Origin of the sequence: Saccharothrix sp. BKS2 (genome assembly GCF_047689505.1) — a bacterium.
In the GTDB taxonomy this organism is placed as follows: Bacteria; Actinomycetota; Actinomycetes; order Mycobacteriales; family Pseudonocardiaceae; genus Actinosynnema; species Actinosynnema lopnurensis.
In genome coordinates this window covers 161,275-176,100 of the sequence record NZ_JAUQOL010000006.1, presented here as the reverse complement: position 1 = coordinate 176,100, position 14,826 = coordinate 161,275, and the positions used below count along the sequence as shown (strand labels likewise).

At 71.4% G+C, this 14,826-nt stretch carries 14 protein-coding genes; 7 read left to right on the top strand and 7 right to left on the bottom strand.

All coding sequences use genetic code 11. The features are described from left to right. Positions 1-3: 3 nt before the first annotated feature. A complete protein-coding gene (gene asnB, locus Q5530_RS14345; protein WP_380636211.1) occupies positions 4-1,932 on the bottom strand; it encodes an asparagine synthase (glutamine-hydrolyzing) in 1,929 nt (642 codons plus the stop codon). 193 nt (positions 1,933-2,125) lie between these two features. Between asnB and coxB the strand changes: the two genes are divergently transcribed. Together coxB and Q5530_RS14335 are read left to right on the top strand one after the other, a co-directional pair. Then, entirely contained in the window at positions 2,126-3,061 is a 936-nt protein-coding gene (gene coxB, locus Q5530_RS14340; RefSeq protein WP_415362668.1) for a cytochrome c oxidase subunit II, read from the top strand. A gap of 12 nt (positions 3,062-3,073) precedes the next feature. Beyond that, positions 3,074-3,490: a cytochrome c oxidase subunit 4 gene (locus Q5530_RS14335; protein WP_415362667.1), complete on the top strand. Its 417-nt coding sequence runs from the start codon at positions 3,074-3,076 to the stop codon at positions 3,488-3,490. 78 nt (positions 3,491-3,568) lie between these two features. Here the strand turns inward: Q5530_RS14335 and Q5530_RS14330 are convergent, their stop codons facing one another. From Q5530_RS14330 to Q5530_RS14315, 4 genes are all read right to left on the bottom strand, one after another. Further along, positions 3,569-4,234, bottom strand: coding sequence for a lysophospholipid acyltransferase family protein (locus Q5530_RS14330; protein ID WP_415362666.1), 666 nt, complete (start codon positions 4,232-4,234; stop codon positions 3,569-3,571). A gap of 224 nt (positions 4,235-4,458) precedes the next feature. Further along, a complete protein-coding gene (trpD, locus tag Q5530_RS14325) occupies positions 4,459-5,514 on the bottom strand; it encodes an anthranilate phosphoribosyltransferase (protein ID WP_380636218.1) in 1,056 nt (351 codons plus the stop codon). Beyond that, the gene (locus Q5530_RS14320) at positions 5,511-5,921 is read right to left on the bottom strand and encodes a hypothetical protein (protein WP_415362665.1); all 411 of its coding nucleotides are present in this window, start codon (positions 5,919-5,921) and stop codon (positions 5,511-5,513) included. Before Q5530_RS14320 ends, trpD begins: the two co-directional genes overlap by 4 nt. Positions 5,922-5,955: 34 nt before the next feature. Then, a complete protein-coding gene (locus Q5530_RS14315) occupies positions 5,956-6,363 on the bottom strand; it encodes a hypothetical protein (protein WP_380636221.1) in 408 nt (135 codons plus the stop codon). A gap of 82 nt (positions 6,364-6,445) precedes the next feature. Between Q5530_RS14315 and Q5530_RS14310 the strand changes: the two genes are divergently transcribed. Genes Q5530_RS14310 through Q5530_RS14295 form a run of 4 tightly spaced genes read left to right on the top strand, consistent with a single transcriptional unit; the run spans position 6,446 to position 10,699 of the window. Beyond that, on the top strand, positions 6,446-7,054 hold the full coding sequence (locus Q5530_RS14310) for a heme-copper oxidase subunit III (protein ID WP_380636223.1): 609 nt from the start codon (positions 6,446-6,448) through the stop codon (positions 7,052-7,054). Between the two features lie 44 nt (positions 7,055-7,098). Continuing rightward, entirely contained in the window at positions 7,099-7,908 is an 810-nt protein-coding gene (locus Q5530_RS14305; RefSeq protein WP_415362664.1) for a c-type cytochrome, read from the top strand. Next, on the top strand, positions 7,905-9,029 hold the full coding sequence (locus tag Q5530_RS14300) for a ubiquinol-cytochrome c reductase iron-sulfur subunit (protein ID WP_415362663.1): 1,125 nt from the start codon (positions 7,905-7,907) through the stop codon (positions 9,027-9,029). The genes Q5530_RS14305 and Q5530_RS14300 overlap by 4 nt, the downstream gene beginning before the upstream one ends. Continuing rightward, positions 9,026-10,699, top strand: a complete 1,674-nt coding sequence (locus tag Q5530_RS14295) for a cytochrome b (RefSeq protein WP_415362662.1) — start codon at positions 9,026-9,028, stop codon at positions 10,697-10,699. The genes Q5530_RS14300 and Q5530_RS14295 overlap by 4 nt, the downstream gene beginning before the upstream one ends. A 333-nt stretch (positions 10,700-11,032) precedes the next feature. Here the strand turns inward: Q5530_RS14295 and Q5530_RS14290 are convergent, their stop codons facing one another. After that, positions 11,033-11,317, bottom strand: coding sequence for an Lrp/AsnC family transcriptional regulator (locus tag Q5530_RS14290; protein WP_380636229.1), 285 nt, complete (start codon positions 11,315-11,317; stop codon positions 11,033-11,035). Positions 11,318-11,356: 39 nt separating this feature from the next. Further along, positions 11,357-13,060 (bottom strand): DEDD exonuclease domain-containing protein, encoded by a 1,704-nt coding sequence (locus Q5530_RS14285; protein ID WP_415362661.1) that lies wholly within the window; start codon positions 13,058-13,060, stop codon positions 11,357-11,359. A 209-nt stretch (positions 13,061-13,269) separates the two neighbouring features. Here Q5530_RS14285 and Q5530_RS14280 point away from each other — a divergent pair, with 209 nt between their 5' ends. Beyond that, a complete protein-coding gene (locus tag Q5530_RS14280) occupies positions 13,270-14,619 on the top strand; it encodes an NYN domain-containing protein (protein WP_415362660.1) in 1,350 nt (449 codons plus the stop codon). Positions 14,620-14,826: the final 207 nt, after the last annotated feature.

Below are 14,826 nucleotides of genomic sequence, written 5' to 3'. Positions count from 1 at the left end.
GGGTCAGAGCTTGACCGGGTAGTGCGGCTCCGGCACGGCCGGGCGGATCCGGCCCTCGACGAAGATCCCGTGCCAGATCATGAACATCAGCAGCGCCCAGATCCGGCGGCTGTTGTCCGCCACGCCCGACCGGTGCTCCTCGATGACCCGCAGCACCGCGTCCTTGTCGAGGTACTGGTCGGTCTGCGACTGGCGCACGTGGTCCACCGCCCAGTCGTGCATCTCGTCCTTCAGCCAGTGCCGGATCGGCACCGGGAAGCCCAGCTTGCGCCGGTTGAGCACGTGCGCGGGCACGATGTCGCGGATCGCCCGGCGCAGCGCGTGCTTGGTGGTCTCCCGGGTGAGCTTGAGCTCCGAGGGCACCTGCGAGGCGATCCGGAACACCTCGTTGTCCAGGAACGGCACCCGCAGCTCCAGCGAGTTCGCCATGGTCACCTTGTCGGCCTTGACCAGGATGTCGCCGCGCAGCCAGGTGAACAGGTCGACGTGCTGCATCCGGGTCACCGGGTCCCAGTCCGCCGACTCGCGGTACGGCTGGGCGGTCACGTCCCGGTGCGACACGGCCGGGTCGTAGGTGCGCAGCACCTGCCGCAGCTGGTCGTCCATGAAGATGCGGGCGTTGCCGTAGTAGCGCTCCTCCAGGGTCAGCGCGCCCCGCCGCAGCAGGTCCTTGCCGCGCACGCCCTGCGGGATCTTCGTGGACACCTTGCCCATGGCCTTGCGCAGCGCGTCCGGCACCTTGTCGAACGGCGCCAGCGACAGCGGCTCGCGGTAGATCGTGTAGCCGCCGAACAGCTCGTCCGCGCCCTCGCCCGACAGCACGACCTTCACGTGCTTCCGCGCCTCGCTCGCGATGAACCACAGCGGCACCAGCGCCGGGTCGGCCACCGGGTCGTCCAGGTACCAGGTGATCAGCGGCAGCGCGTCCATCATCTCCTGCGCCGTCACCGCCCGGACCACGTGCTTCACGCCGATCGCGGCGGCCGACTCGGCGGCCACGTCGATCTCCGAGTAGCCCTGCCGCTGGAAGCCGGTGGTGAAGGTGATCAGGTCCGGGTTGTGCTCCTTGGCCAGCGCCGCGACCACCGTCGAGTCGATGCCGCCGGACAGGAACGAGCCGACCGTCACGTCCGCGCGCATGTGCTTGGCCACCGAGTCCCGCAGCGCCTCGGTGATCTCGTCGTACAGGCGGTCCTCGTCGGCCTGGCCGCGCACCGCGCGGGGCCGGAACGTGGCCGGGAAGTACCGCTCGACCACCGGCTCGCCACCCGGCGTGACCGTGAACGAGGTGCCTGACTCGATGCGGTGAACCCGGGTGTGGAGCGACTCCGGCTCGGGCACGTACTGGAGGATGAAGTAGTGCTGGAGGGCCTTCTTGTCGACCTCCGGCCGGATGCCGATGGCCGGCGCCAGCTCCAGCACGGACTTCTTCTCGCTGGAGAACGCCACCCCGCCGGGTCCGGCGGCGTAGTACAGCGGCTTGATGCCGAACGGGTCGCGCGCGCCGAAGACCACGCGCCGCGCCTTGTCCCAGATCAGGAAGGCGAACATGCCGCGCAGCTTCGCCACCGCCGACGGGCCCCAGTAGTGGTAGGCCGCCACGATGGTCTCGGTGTCGCCGTCGGTGTTGAACTGCGCGCCGAACTGCTTGGTCAGCTCCGCCCGCAGCTCCAGGTAGTTGTAGATCTCTCCGTTGAACAGGATCGCGTACCGGCCCTGCGCCTCGGGGGGTCCCCAGTGCAGCGGCTGGTGCGAGTGCTCGATGTCGATGATGGACAGGCGGTTGAAGCCGAAGACGACCTCACCGCCCTGCCACGTGCCGCTCTCGTCGGGGCCGCGGTGCCGCATGCAGCGCAATGCCCCCGCCACCGCCGAGCGCGCTCGCTGTGCCTCGTCTTCGCCAGGGCAAACCAGTCCTACCAGGCCGCACACGCCGTAACACCTTTCGAGTCGTGTGGAGAAGAACCCAGTATGCCGGGGCCGCTCCGTGTGACCGAAACTGCACCGCACGGGTGCGGCCCCCGAGGGGTGTGCCCCGTAGTGCTGGGTTACGCTCCCGCATGATCCGGCAAGGGCGGTTTCCCCTTGCCCGCGAGCATTGGAAGTAGCGAGGAGGCGGCGAGCAGTGGGCCTGAAGGAGGGCACCAGGGCAGCCCGGCCGGCGAAGGTCGGAGGGCTGGTCGGCCTGGTCGGCGTCGGGGCCACGGGTTGCTCCACGGAAGAGGTGATGCGCTTCGGCTGGCCGGTTGGGGTCACCCCCCAGGCCGAGGCGATGCGCGAGCTGTGGACGTGGTCCGTCGTCGCCGCGCTCGCGGTCGGCGTCATCGTGTGGGGCCTGATCCTCTGGTCGGTGGCGTTCCACCGCAAGAAGAGCGAGGAACTGCCGCGCCAGGTCGCCTACAACCTGCCGCTGGAGATCGTCCTGGTCGTCGTGCCGACGATCATCGTCGCCGTGCTGTTCTACTTCACCGCGGTGACGCAGAACTACGTCATCCGGGAGACCGACGACCCCGACGTCACGGTCGACGTGATCGGCTTCCAGTGGAACTGGGAGTTCCGCTACCCGGAGCACAAGCTGGAGGACAACGCCGAGCTGCCGGTGAGCACCGTCGGCACGCCGGGCGAGATCCCGCTGCTGGTGCTGCCGCAGGGTCGCTCGATCCGGTTCAACCTGGAGTCGACGGACGTCATCCACTCGTTCTTCGTGCCCGAGTTCCACTTCAAGCGGGACGTGTTCCCGGAGCCGAAGAAGAACAACCAGGACAACTCGTTCGAGATCGAGCGGATCGACCGGACGGGCTCGTTCGTCGGCCGCTGCGCCGAGCTGTGCGGCACCTACCACGCGGTGATGAACTTCGAGGTCAGGGCGCTGGAGCAGGGTGACTTCGACCGGTACATGGACCTGCGCAAGCAGACCAACGAGGCGACCGGCCAGCCGTACACGGCGGCCGAGGCGCTGACCGAGCTGGACTGCGGCGAGCTGTGCACCCCGTACGCCGTGACCACCAAGCCCTTCGACACCGACCGGGACGCGCGTCAGGCGTCCGGCGGCGGGAACTAGGAGGACGCCGCGATGAAGGTCGAAGCACGCATTTTCGACTTGGTGATGGCGTTCTCGTTCCTGATGGCCGTCGTGTACGGCTACTGGACCTGGGCCGACACCAACTACGTCGAGCCCACCGGCACGGTGGCGCTCGCGCTGACCGGCGGCCTGGCGCTGATCGTGGGCACGTACTTCCGCTTCGTCGCCCGCCGCATCGAGGTGCGGCCGGAGGACAACGCGGACGCCGAGGTCAGCGACGGCGCCGGTGAGCTGGGCTTCTTCAGCCCCGGCAGCTACTGGCCGATCGGCCTGGCGGCCGCCGCGGCGCTGGCCGGCCTGGCGCTGGCGTTCTGGCACATCTGGCTGCTGGTGATCGCGATCGTGCTGGTCCTGATCGCGGTCGGCGGCCTGGTGTTCGAGTACCACACGGGCCCGGGCCACGACTGAGGTCCCCTGAACGCGAAGAGGGCCGCCACCCGGACGGGGTGGCGGCCCTCTTTTCGCGTTCGGGCTGCTCGCGGGGTGTCAGGCCGCGGCGGTGTTCTGGTACCGGTCCACGTACTCCTGCCCGGACAGCTCCAGGATCCGGTAGACGATCTCGTCGGTGACCGCGCGGAGCACCGGCAGCGAGTCCTGGAGACCCGCGTAGCGCTCGAAGCGCAGCGGCTCGCCGAACCGGATGGTCACCGGCCGGACCCGGGGCAGCCGCGCGTCCACCGGCTGCACCTCGTCGGTGCCGACGAGCCCCACCGGGACGACCGGCGCGCCGGACTCCAGGGCCAGGCGCGCGACGCCCGTGCGCCCGCGGTGCAGGCGGCCGTCCAGCGACCGCGTGCCCTCCGGGTAGATGGCGAACGCGCCGCCGGCGTCCAGCACGGCCCTGGCGGTGTCCAGGGAGGCCCTGGCGGCCCGGCCGGCGCCCCGGCGCACGGGGACGTGGCCGAGGGAGCCGAAGAAGTAGCGGGAGAGGGCGCCCTTGACGCCCTTGCCGTCGAAGTACTCGGCCTTGGCGAGGAAGGAGACGCGGCGCGGGACCACCACGGGGATGACCACGCTGTCGATGAACGAGAGGTGGTTCGGCGCCAGGATCACGGGGCCGGTCGCGGGCAGGTTCTCCAGCCCCTCGACCGAGGGTCGGTAGACCAGGCGTGCCGTGGGCGCCACCACGCGCTTCATCACCGTGTAGAGCATGGTCCAAGCATGGACCCAGCCCCGTGCGGCGTGGTCGAAAGGTGTTCCGCGTCTCGACCGCCCGCCGCGTGTCGAACACTCGTGCGCACCGTGTCGAACACTCGTGCACACCGAGTTCGCCACTCGGGCGCGTCGCCGGGCGTCGAGGTCTCGCCGTCGAGGTCCCGCCGTCCGGGGCCTGTCGGTCGGGGCCCGCGGGCGACGGGTCGTCCGCCGGCCCGCCCCTAGCCCAGCGTCGCCTTCAGCTCCGTCGACCGGGCCGCCCACCGCCGCAGCAGGTCCGCCGCCGCGCCGGAGTCGATCGCCGCGGCGGCGCGCCCCAGCGCCGCCAGCAGGTCCGCCTCCAGGTCGCCGGACAGCCCGCCGTGCGCCGCGATCGCGCCTGCCGCGTTGAGCACCACCGCGTCGCGCACCGCGCCCGGCTTCCCGCCCACCAGCTCGCGCACGACCTCGGCGTTCACCGAGGCGTCCCCGCCCCTGAGGTCCTCGGGCAGCGCCGGCGCGACACCCAGCCGCGACGGGTCGATCCGGTCCCGCCGCACCTCGCCGCCGTCGACCACCCAGACCGCGGTCGTGGTCGTGGTGGTGATCTCGTCCAGGCCGTCGTCGCCGCGCACGACCAGCGCGGTGTTGCCCCGGCGCGCCATGACGCCCGCGATCAGCGGCGCCGCGTTCTCCCGCGCGCACCCGATCAGGCCCACGCGGGGCTGCGCCGGGTTCGTCAGCGGCCCGAGCAGGTTGAACACGGTCGGGATGCCGATCTCCCGGCGGGGCGCGCCCGCGTACCGGAAGCCGGGGTGGAACACCGGCGCGAAGCAGAACCCGATGCCCAGCTCGGTCACGGTCCGCTGCACGCCGAGCGGCGGCAGGTCGATGGCCACGCCCAGCGCCTCCAGCACGTCCGCCGTCCCGCACTGGGACGACGCCGCGCGGTTGCCGTGCTTGACCACGGGCACCCCGGCGGAGGCGGCGACCAGCGTCGCCATCGTCGAGATGTTCACCGAGCCGGAGTGGTCACCGCCCGTGCCGACGATGTCCGCCGCCCGTCCGGGCACCTCGAACCGGCGGGCGTGGTGCAGCATCATCTTGGCGAGGCCGTCGACCTCCTCGGGCGTCTCGCCCTTCGCGCGCAGCGCCACCGCGAAGCCCGCCACCTGCGCCGGGGTCGCGGCCCCGGTCATGACCTGGTCCATCGCCCAGGACGTGTCCTCCTCGGACAGGTCGGCCCCGGCGAGGAGCTGGTTCAGCAGCAACGGCCAGGTGCGCTCCACGGTGGTCAACCGCGCACTACCGGCAACGCCGTCGAGCGCAGCACCTCGGCCACGGTCTCGGCGGCGGCCAGCGGGTCGAGCGGGTGCACCAGCACCGCGTCCGCCTGCGACCACGTCGCCAGCCAGCGGTCGTCCTTGCGCCGGACCGCCACCACGATCGGGGGACAGTCCGTGATCTCGTTCTTGAGCTGGCGCGACAGCCCCATGCCGCCGGTCGGCTGCGCCTCGCCGTCGAGGATGGCGAGGTCGATCCCGCCGTTGTCCATCTCGTACAGGACGTCGGCCACCGCCCCCACCTCGACGTACTCGACGCGGCCCAGGTCCGGCGCGGGACGGCGGCCCACCGCGGTGACGATCGTCTCACGCACCTCGGGGCGGTGGCTGAACACCAGGATCCGGGTCTTCTGCGTGCTCATCTGCGCGTCCTCCGGCGGGTCGGGTGCAGGTGGCTCAGATGCTATCCGGCTGACCCGCTGTGACCTGAAGCGCATCCCACCCGATCCAGTCGCCGCCCAGCCGCTGCGCCAGCCCCGCCATCCGGGCCCGCTCCTGGGCGCAGTGCAGCGCGTCCAGCCGCTGCACCCGCAGGGCGTGCACGCGCTCGCCCACGCGCAGCTCCCAGCCGTCCGGCGTGAGCAGCTCCCGGGCCCGTTCGACCTGGTCAGGGGGTAGTTCGAGGTGGTGGCGCAGCACCGCGGGCTCCTCGGCGCGCCACCCCGGCGACCGCGCCAGCGCCGCCGAATCGGCCTCCGCGAGGTCGAACGCCTCGACGACCACCACCAGTCCCGGTGAATCGATCCGCAGGGCCGGTTCACCCCCGCCGCGCAGTCGGTCCCGCAACCGGCTCAACAACCCCATGACCGCTCCACCGCCCGTGTGACCCAGATGACCAGCGCACCCGCCCGGACCCGATGGGCGGGGCGAAAACCTGCAAGCAATAATGCGTCGTGTGACAACGGCAGCGCCCTCAATCGGCCAGCGCGTGCACTCGCTGAACCGCCCGAACATGGTCAGCGTCGGCACGATCGTGTGGCTGTCCAGTGAGCTCATGTTCTTCGCGGGGCTCTTCGCCATGTTCTTCACGGTGAAGGCCCAGAACGAGGGCCCGTGGCCCCCGGCGCCCACCCACCTGAACGTGCCCTACGCCCTGGTGTTCACCACCATCCTGGTGGCGTCGTCGTTCACCTGCCAGTGGGGTGTGTTCGCGGCCGAGCGGGGTGACGTCTTCGGCCTGCGCCGCTGGTACCTCCTGACGCTGATCATGGGCGCGATCTTCGTGGGCGGCCAGGCGTACGAGTACATGGAGCTGGTCGAGCACGGCACGACCATCCCGTCGTCCGCCTACGGCACGGTCTTCTACCTGACGACCGGCTTCCACGGCCTGCACGTGATCGGCGGTCTGATCGCGTTCGGCTACCTGCTGGTCCGCACGAAGCTGAGCAAGTTCACGCCGGCGCAGGCGACGTCCGCGATCGTCGTGTCGTACTACTGGCACTTCGTCGACGTCGTCTGGATCGGTCTGTTCGCCGTCATCTACATCGTGCCCTGACCAGCAAGAACCCCGAACTCACACCAGCAAGGGTTGCCGCACACATGACCACCAACACCACACGGGCCCGGAAGCGCGGCACGAAGCTGCGCCGGCGGATCTCGGGCCTGCTCGCGCTGGGCTTCGCGCTGTTGTCCGCGGGCTTCCTGTTCAGCGCCCTGGCGCCGCAGCCGCAGACCGCGCAGGCGCAGGACGACCCGGCGCAGGTGCGGCTGGGCGAGCAGCTCTACAACAACACCTGCATCAGCTGCCACGGCAAGAACCTCGACGGCGTCGAGGGCCGCGGCCCGAGCCTGATCGGCGTGGGCGAGGCGTCGGTGTACTTCCAGGTCTCCTCCGGTCGGATGCCGCTCGCGCGGCAGGAGGCCCAGGCCCTGCGCAAGCCCGCCAAGTTCACCCCCGAGCAGATCGACGCGCTCGGCGCGTTCATCCAGTCCCGCGGCGGCGGCCCGGTGTCCCCCGAGGAGACCGGCGCCGACCTGCGCGGCGAGGACCCGGCCCGCGGCGGCGAGCTGTTCCGGCTGAACTGCGCGGCGTGCCACAACTTCACCGGTCGCGGCGGGGCGCTGTCGTCCGGCAAGTTCGCACCCGAGCTGGAGGGCGTCACCGAGGAGCAGATCTACACCGCGATGCTCTCGGGTCCGCAGAACATGCCGAAGTTCTCCGACCGGCAGCTCACGCCGGAGGAGAAGCAGGACGTCATCGCTTACATCAAGTCGGTGTCCGACGGGAACAACAACCCCGGCGGCGCCCCCCTCGGCGGCCTCGGGCCGGTATCGGAGGGTCTGATCGCGTTCATCGTGGGTATCGCCGCCCTGATCGGCGTGACCCTCTGGATCGGAGCCAAGGCATGAGCGGCGAGAAGCCGACCAACCTGCCCAGCGAGGCCGAGCTGGCCGCGATGAGCAGGGACGAGCTGGTCAAGCTCGGCACCACCATGGACGGCGTGGAGATCGTCCACTACGAGGAGCGGTGGCCGGTCAAGGGCACGCGCGCCGAGAAGCGCGCCGAGCGCCTGGTCGCCCTCTGGTTCCTGATCTCCGCGCTCGCCGGCATTGCCTTCCTGGTCGCCTTCATCTGGTGGCCGTGGAAGTACGAGACCCCGCGCACGGACGCGCACTTCCTGTACAGCCTGTACACGCCGATCATCGGCCTCACCCTGGGCCTGGCGGTCACGGCGCTGGGCGTGGGCGCGCTGCTCTACACGAAGAAGTTCATCCCCGAGGAGCTGTCCGTCCAGCAGCGCCACGACGGCGGCTCCACCGAGGTGGACAAGGCGACCGTGCTGGCCGAGCTGGCCGACGCGGGCGACCGCAGCACCATCGCCCGCCGGTCGCTCATCAAGCGCACCGCGGGCCTGGGCGCGGGCGTGTTCGGCATCGGCGTGGCGGCGCTGCCCCTGGGCAGCCTGATCCGCGACCCGTGGAAGGACAGCGACAACAAGGACTCGCTGTGGCACACCGGCTGGAAGTCGGAGAACGGCGAGAAGGTCTACCTGCGCAACTACACGGGTGACCCGCACGAGGTGCAGCTGGTCCGCCCCGAGGACCTGGACGCGGGCGGCTACATGACCGTCTTCCCGTTCCGGGAGAGCGAGCGCGAGGACGAGCACGCCCTCATCATCGCGACCAAGCGGGTGGACAACCCGGTCCTGCTGCTGCGCTTCCGCCCCGGTCAGCAGATCGTCAAGCGGGCCGGCCAGGAGGACTTCAACTACGGCGACCTGTACGCCTTCTCGAAGATCTGCACGCACCTGGGCTGCCCGGCGTCGCTGTACGAGCAGCAGACCGGTCTGCTGCTGTGCCCGTGCCACCAGTCGCAGTTCGACGTCTTCCACTACGGCAAGCCGCGCTTCGGCCCGGCGACCCGCGCCCTTCCTCAGCTTCCGATCACGGTGGACGAGGATGGATACTTGATTGCCCGCAGCGACTTCATCGAGGCTGTGGGTCCGGCGTTCTGGGAGCGTAAGTCATGAGCGGCATCACCACGCCGACCAAGCGGCAAGGAGCGGCCGGCCGGGTCACGGGCGGTGCCGCGAAGTGGGCCGACGACCGGTTCCACATGGCCTCGGGCATGCGGAAGCAGCTGAACAAGGTCTTCCCGACCCACTGGTCGTTCCTGCTGGGCGAGATCGCCCTCTACAGCTTCATCATCCTGCTGCTGTCCGGCACGTACCTGGCGTTGTTCTTCGATCCCTCCATGGAGGAGATCATCTACGACGGGACGTTCCAGAACCTCCAGGGCATCCCGATGTCCCGCGCGTACGAGTCGACGCTGGAGATCTCGTTCGACGTGCGCGGCGGCCTGTTCGTGCGGCAGGTCCACCACTGGGCGGCGCTGCTGTTCATGGGCGCGATCGTCGTCCACATGTTCCGGATCTTCTTCACGGGCGCGTTCCGCCGCCCGCGCGAGATCAACTGGGTCATCGGCATCGTGCTGTTCATGCTCGGCGCGATCGAGGGCTTCCTCGGCTACTCGCTGCCCGACGACCTGCTGTCCGGCACCGGCCTGCGGGTGATGGCGGCGCTGCTGCTGTCGATCCCGGTCATCGGCACCTGGCTGAACTGGCTGGCCTTCGGCGGCGAGTTCCCGGGCACCGAGATCATCCCGCGGTTCTACACGCTGCACATCCTGGTCATCCCGGCCATCATCCTGGCGCTGGTGGCGGCGCACCTGGCGCTGGTCTGGTACCAGAAGCACACGCAGTTCCCAGGCGTGGGCCGCAAGGAGACCAACGTCGTCGGCGTGCGCATCATGCCGGTGTTCGCGGCCAAGGGCGGTGGCTTCTTCGCCATCGTCGTGGGCGTCACGGCGATCATGGGCGGCGTGTTCCAGATCAACCCGATCTGGAACCTCGGTCCGTACAACGCCGCGCAGATCTCGGCCGGTTCGCAGCCCGACTGGTACATGGGCTGGACCGACGGCCTGGTCCGCATCTGGCCCGCGTGGGAGCTCTACCTGGGCAACTACACGGTGCCGGAGCCGTTCCTGCCGTTCATGCTGGGCCTGCCGCTGCTGACCGGCATCGCGGCGGCCTACCCGTGGATCGAGCGGAAGCTGACCAAGGACTACGCGCACCACAACCTGCTCCAGCGCCCGCGCGACGTGCCGGTCCGGACCTCGCTCGGCGCCATGGCGATCACGTACTTCATGGTGCTGCTGGTCATGGGCGCGAACGACATCTTCGCGTACAAGTTCGACGTCTCGTTGAACGCGACGACGTGGATGGGGCGCATCGGGCTGCTGCTCCTGCCGCCGCTGGCGTACTTCCTCACCTACCGGCTCTGCATCGGCCTCCAGCGGGCCGACCGCGAGGTGCTGGAGCACGGCGTGGAGACCGGCATCATCAAGCGCCTGCCGCACGGTGAGTTCATCGAGGTCCACCAGCCGCTGGGCCCGGTGGACGGCCACGGCCACCCGCTGCCGCTGGAGTACCAGGCGGCGCCGGTGCCGAAGAAGATGAACAAGCTGGGGTCGGCCGGGCACCCGGTGCCGGGCAGCTTCCTGACCCCGGACGCGCCGGAGGAGACCGCGGCGCTGGCCCGTGCGCGGGCCGAGCGGGGCGTCTCCTCGAACGACGCGCTGAGCGGCGAGAACAAGGCCGCGGGCGAACTGGCCGGCAAGCCGGCCCAGCCCGAGGACTGACCACGACCACCCAGGGCCCGGCGCCCCCTCACTTCAGGGGGCCGCCGGGCCCTTTGGTCAACCCACCGCGAGTCGTACGCCCAGGCCCACCGTGTCGTACGTTCAGGACCCCCGAGTTCAACATTCAGGTCGCTCCGTGCCTGGTCAGCGGTTACCCGCTGGTAACCACGGCATGGGTCTGAACGTGGAACTCGGGGGTCCTGAGTGTTCGACACGGTGGTCGTGAACGTACGACTCGCGCGGTCTGGGCGTACGACTCGCGCGGGCTGAACGTGTAACTCGGGAGGTCTGGACGTACGACACGCGGGGTCTGGGCGTACGACTCGCGCTTGGTCAGGCGTCTTCCAGGCCGATCGAGAAGGCGGCGTCGGTGTCGCGGCGCGAGTACGAGCGGAACGAGATGTGGGTGTCCGTGTTCAGCACGCCGGGCACCTTGGAGATGCGGCCGGGCACCAGGTCGGCCAGGTCCTCGTGCCGGGCCACCTTGACCAGGGCGATCAGGTCGACGTCACCCGCGCACGAGTAGACCTCGGTGACGCCCTCGATGTCGGCGATCGCCTGCGCCGCGTCCGGGATGGTGTCGGCGGCGGCCTGGATCAGCACGATCGCGGTGATCACAGCGGTCCTCCTCGGTCGGGGGTCTCGACCGTCCACATGCTAGTGGCCCGCGTCCCGGTACTGGTCACGACCGGCGTCGGCGAGGGCGACCCAGCCGCGCCACGAGCCCGCGGCGCCCGCTGGCGAGGCCCACGGGGTGTCGCAGCGCACCAGGCGCGTGCCGGGGCGGTCCAGCCAGCGCAGCACCACGCCCACCTCCTCGGCCGGCGCCCCGAGCAGGGGCCCGGGGCCCGGTATTACGGTCTCCGCCGCGGCCACCAGGGCGTCCACCACCGGCATCGGCCGCACGCCGCGCCGCGCCACCCCGGCCGAGGCCAGCCGCCCGTGCCGGACGACGGCGAACTCCCAGCCGCCCGAGCCGTCGGGCCGGGCGGCCACCAATTCGGGCAGGGCGGCGAGGGCGGCCAGGCGCTGCGCCCGGTCCAGCGCCCGCACCAGGGACGACACCCGGTCGCGGCGCTGGGCGGCGTCCTCGAAGCGGTGCGCCTCGGCCAGGGCGTCCAGCTGGGCCGCCAGGACGCCCAGGGGCTCCGTGTCGACGCCCGCGACGAGCCGGCGGAACGCGTCGGCGGCGGGGCCGTACTCGGTCACCGACTGCCGGCCCGCGCACGGCGCCTTGCAGCGGCCCAGCTCGTAGAGCGCGCACGGCGTGCCCGACGGGTTGCGCGCCGGGATGCGCTGGGCGCACGCCCGCAGCGGCACGGCCTCCAGCAGGACCTCCGCGGTCGCCTCGGCCAGTCGGCGCGACCGGAACGGGCCGAACGCGCCGTCGCGCGGCGCGCGGACCGCGGACAGGCGCGGGAACGCCTCGTCGGTCAGCACGAGCCACCACACGCCCTTGGAGTTCTTGGAGCGCCGGTTGTAGGCGGGCTTGTGCGCGGTGATGAGCCGCAGCTCCCGCACCTCGGCCTCCAGCGGGTGGGCGCACTCGACCGTGTCCACCCGCGTGGCCAGCGCGACCATCTCCCGCAGCCGCTTGCGGCCCTCACTGGCGGTGAAGTACTGCCGAACGCGTCTTCGCAGGTCGGAGGCCGTGCCGATGTACAGCACCTCCTCCGACGGGCCCCGGAACAGGTACACGCCCGGGGTCGAGGGCAGGTCCGTGGCCAGGGTGCGCTTGCGCCGCTGCGCCGCGGTCACCTCGGGCAGGTAGGCGAGCAGCTCCTCCAGCGAGTGCACCCCCACCGAGCCGACCCGCTCCAGCAGGCGGTGCAGCACCTCGACGGTGGCGCGGGCGTCGGTGAGCGCCCGGTGGTTCGGCTGCTCGGCCACGCCGAACAGCGCGGCCAGCGCCGACAGCCGGCAGCTGGGCGCCTCGTCGCGCGTCAGCACGCGGCGGGCCAGGCGCACCGTGCAGACCACGGTGGCCTTGGGCCAGGCGTAGCCGTGGCGCTCGCAGGCGGCCTTCATGAAGCCCACGTCGAAGCCCGAGTTGTGCGCGACCAGCACCGCGCCGGCGGCGAACTCCAGGAACGCGGGCAGCACGGTGGTCAGCCGGGGCGCACCGGTGACCATCAGCTGCGTGATCCCGGTCAGGGCGCTGACCTGCGGCGGGATGCCCCGCTCGGGGTCGACCAGGGTGGCGAACTCCCCGATCACCCGCCCACCGCGCACCTTGACCGCGCCGATCTCGGTGATCGCGTCCTCGCCCGCCCGACCACCCGTGGTCTCCAGGTCGAACACGACGAACGTGATCTCGCGGAGCGGGGTGCCCAGTTCGTCGAACGTGAGTTGACTGGTCATCAGCTCGGCACGGTAGCCGCCACCACCGACAACCGGGGGACGGGACGGGGGAGGAGAGGGAATCACGGGCGGTGGCGGGCGGGGGTAGCCGGTGTCGGGGATTTCCCGATCGTGGGAGCCGGGCCGCGGTGGATCGGTACTGGGAGTCAAGGGTGATCCCTCGTGTTACCGGATCGGTGAATGGGTGGGGTGGGCCGTAGCCTGTACGGGTGCAAGACCCGACCGCGCCCCTGGACGAGCTGGAGACCGGTGACCCGGCCGAGCCCGTCGAGTCCACTGTGGACTGGAGTGCGCTGCCCGAACCGCTGCGCGCGCGGCTGTCGGAGCTGAGCGCCGACGCCCTGGGCGGGCTGGCGAAGGTCGACGTCCCGCAGTCGCTGCGGGCGGTGGCGCGGTTCGCGCCCACCAAGCGCGCCCGGCTCGGCAGCGGGGCGCTCATCGCCGGGCTGCGGTCGTCGGCGAACTTCCGCGCGGCCGTGGTGGAGTGGCTCCAGCGCAACCGGCCGGCCTCGCTGGAGGTCACCTCGCCGGACCCGGTGGCGGCGGGCGCGGCGGCGGTGCTCCAGGGCGAGGAGGTCGCGCACCACTTCGTCGAGCTGGTCGCCCGGCGCGGGGCGGACGCGGCGCTGCGGGCCGAGCGGGACGCCGCCGCGCAGCGCGTCGAGCGCCTGGAGCACGAGCTGGAGCGGCTGCGGACCGAGCGGGCCGAGCTGGACGGCGCGGTGGACCAGGTCCGCCAGGGCGCCGACGTCGAGCTGGAGCGGCTGCGCAAGCGCTTGCGGGAACAGGGCGTGCGGCTGCGCGAGGCCAAGGACCGGGCCGAGTCGGCGGCGGCCGAGGTGGAGCGGGTGCGCGTGGAGGCCGGGGCCGAGGTGCGCAGGCTGTCCGCCGAGCGCGACCGGGAGCGCGAGCGCGCCGAGACCGAGCGCGCCAAGGCGCGGCGGGCCGTGGCCGACGCCGAGGTGGCGCGCCAGTCCGCCAAGGAGGCGCGCCAGGCCGACGAGGTGCGCCTGGCGCTGCTGGTGGACACCCTGGACGGCGCGGTGAACGGCCTGCGCCGCGAACTGGCCCTGGGCGGTGCGGGACCGCGCCCGGCGGACCTCGTCCGGGGCGCCAGCGCGGCGCAGGGCGTGGTCGGCCGGGTGGAGGACCCGGCGGCGCTGGACCGGCTGCTCGCGCTGCCCGCGGTCCACCTCATCGTCGACGGCTACAACGTGACCAAGACGGGCTACCCGGAGCTGTCGCTGTCCGACCAGCGCGACCGCCTGGTGCACCAGCTGGCCGTGCTGGGGGCGCGCACCGGCGCGGAGGTGACGCTGGTGTTCGACGGAGCGGGCGTGGTGGCCGTGCCGGCGGCCGCGCCGCGCGGGGTGCGGGTGCTGTTCAGCGATCCCGGTGTGCTGGCCGACGACGTGATCCGGGCGCTGGTGACCGCCGAGCCGGAGGGCCGTCCGGTGGTCGTGGTCACCTCCGACCGGGCGGTCGCGGACTCCGTCCGGCGGCGGGGCGCCCACCCGGTGCCCTCCGCGGTGCTCCTGGCACGTCTTGTCCGGGTATGACACAGATCGTGTTTTTAACACCACCGGGGGTCACACTAAGAGGTCAGAGGACGGCAATTTGCGACCGGACGTGAACTCTTGCGGTTTTACACCCCCCGCTAGTGGACGACTGGACTCACTTTTCGTAACCTAGCCGAGATCTCGTGGCAGACCGCCGACCATCCTGGACGGTGGCGCGAGTTCACCGCCGCATCGGCCTGTCGGGGA

Coding starts and splice junctions, on each gene's coding strand:
- Q5530_RS14335 (WP_415362667.1), top strand. CDS start 3,074: ATGAAGGTCGAAGCACGCATTTTCGACTTGGTGATGGCGTTCTCGTTC.
- Q5530_RS14330 (WP_415362666.1), bottom strand. CDS start 4,234: ATGCTCTACACGGTGATGAAGCGCGTGGTGGCGCCCACGGCACGCCTG.
- Q5530_RS14320 (WP_415362665.1), bottom strand. CDS start 5,921: ATGAGCACGCAGAAGACCCGGATCCTGGTGTTCAGCCACCGCCCCGAG.
- Q5530_RS14315 (WP_380636221.1), bottom strand. CDS start 6,363: ATGGGGTTGTTGAGCCGGTTGCGGGACCGACTGCGCGGCGGGGGTGAA.
- Q5530_RS14310 (WP_380636223.1), top strand. CDS start 6,446: ATGCGTCGTGTGACAACGGCAGCGCCCTCAATCGGCCAGCGCGTGCAC.
- Q5530_RS14305 (WP_415362664.1), top strand. CDS start 7,099: ATGACCACCAACACCACACGGGCCCGGAAGCGCGGCACGAAGCTGCGC.
- Q5530_RS14300 (WP_415362663.1), top strand. CDS start 7,905: ATGAGCGGCGAGAAGCCGACCAACCTGCCCAGCGAGGCCGAGCTGGCC.
- Q5530_RS14295 (WP_415362662.1), top strand. CDS start 9,026: ATGAGCGGCATCACCACGCCGACCAAGCGGCAAGGAGCGGCCGGCCGG.
- Q5530_RS14285 (WP_415362661.1), bottom strand. CDS start 13,060: ATGACCAGTCAACTCACGTTCGACGAACTGGGCACCCCGCTCCGCGAG.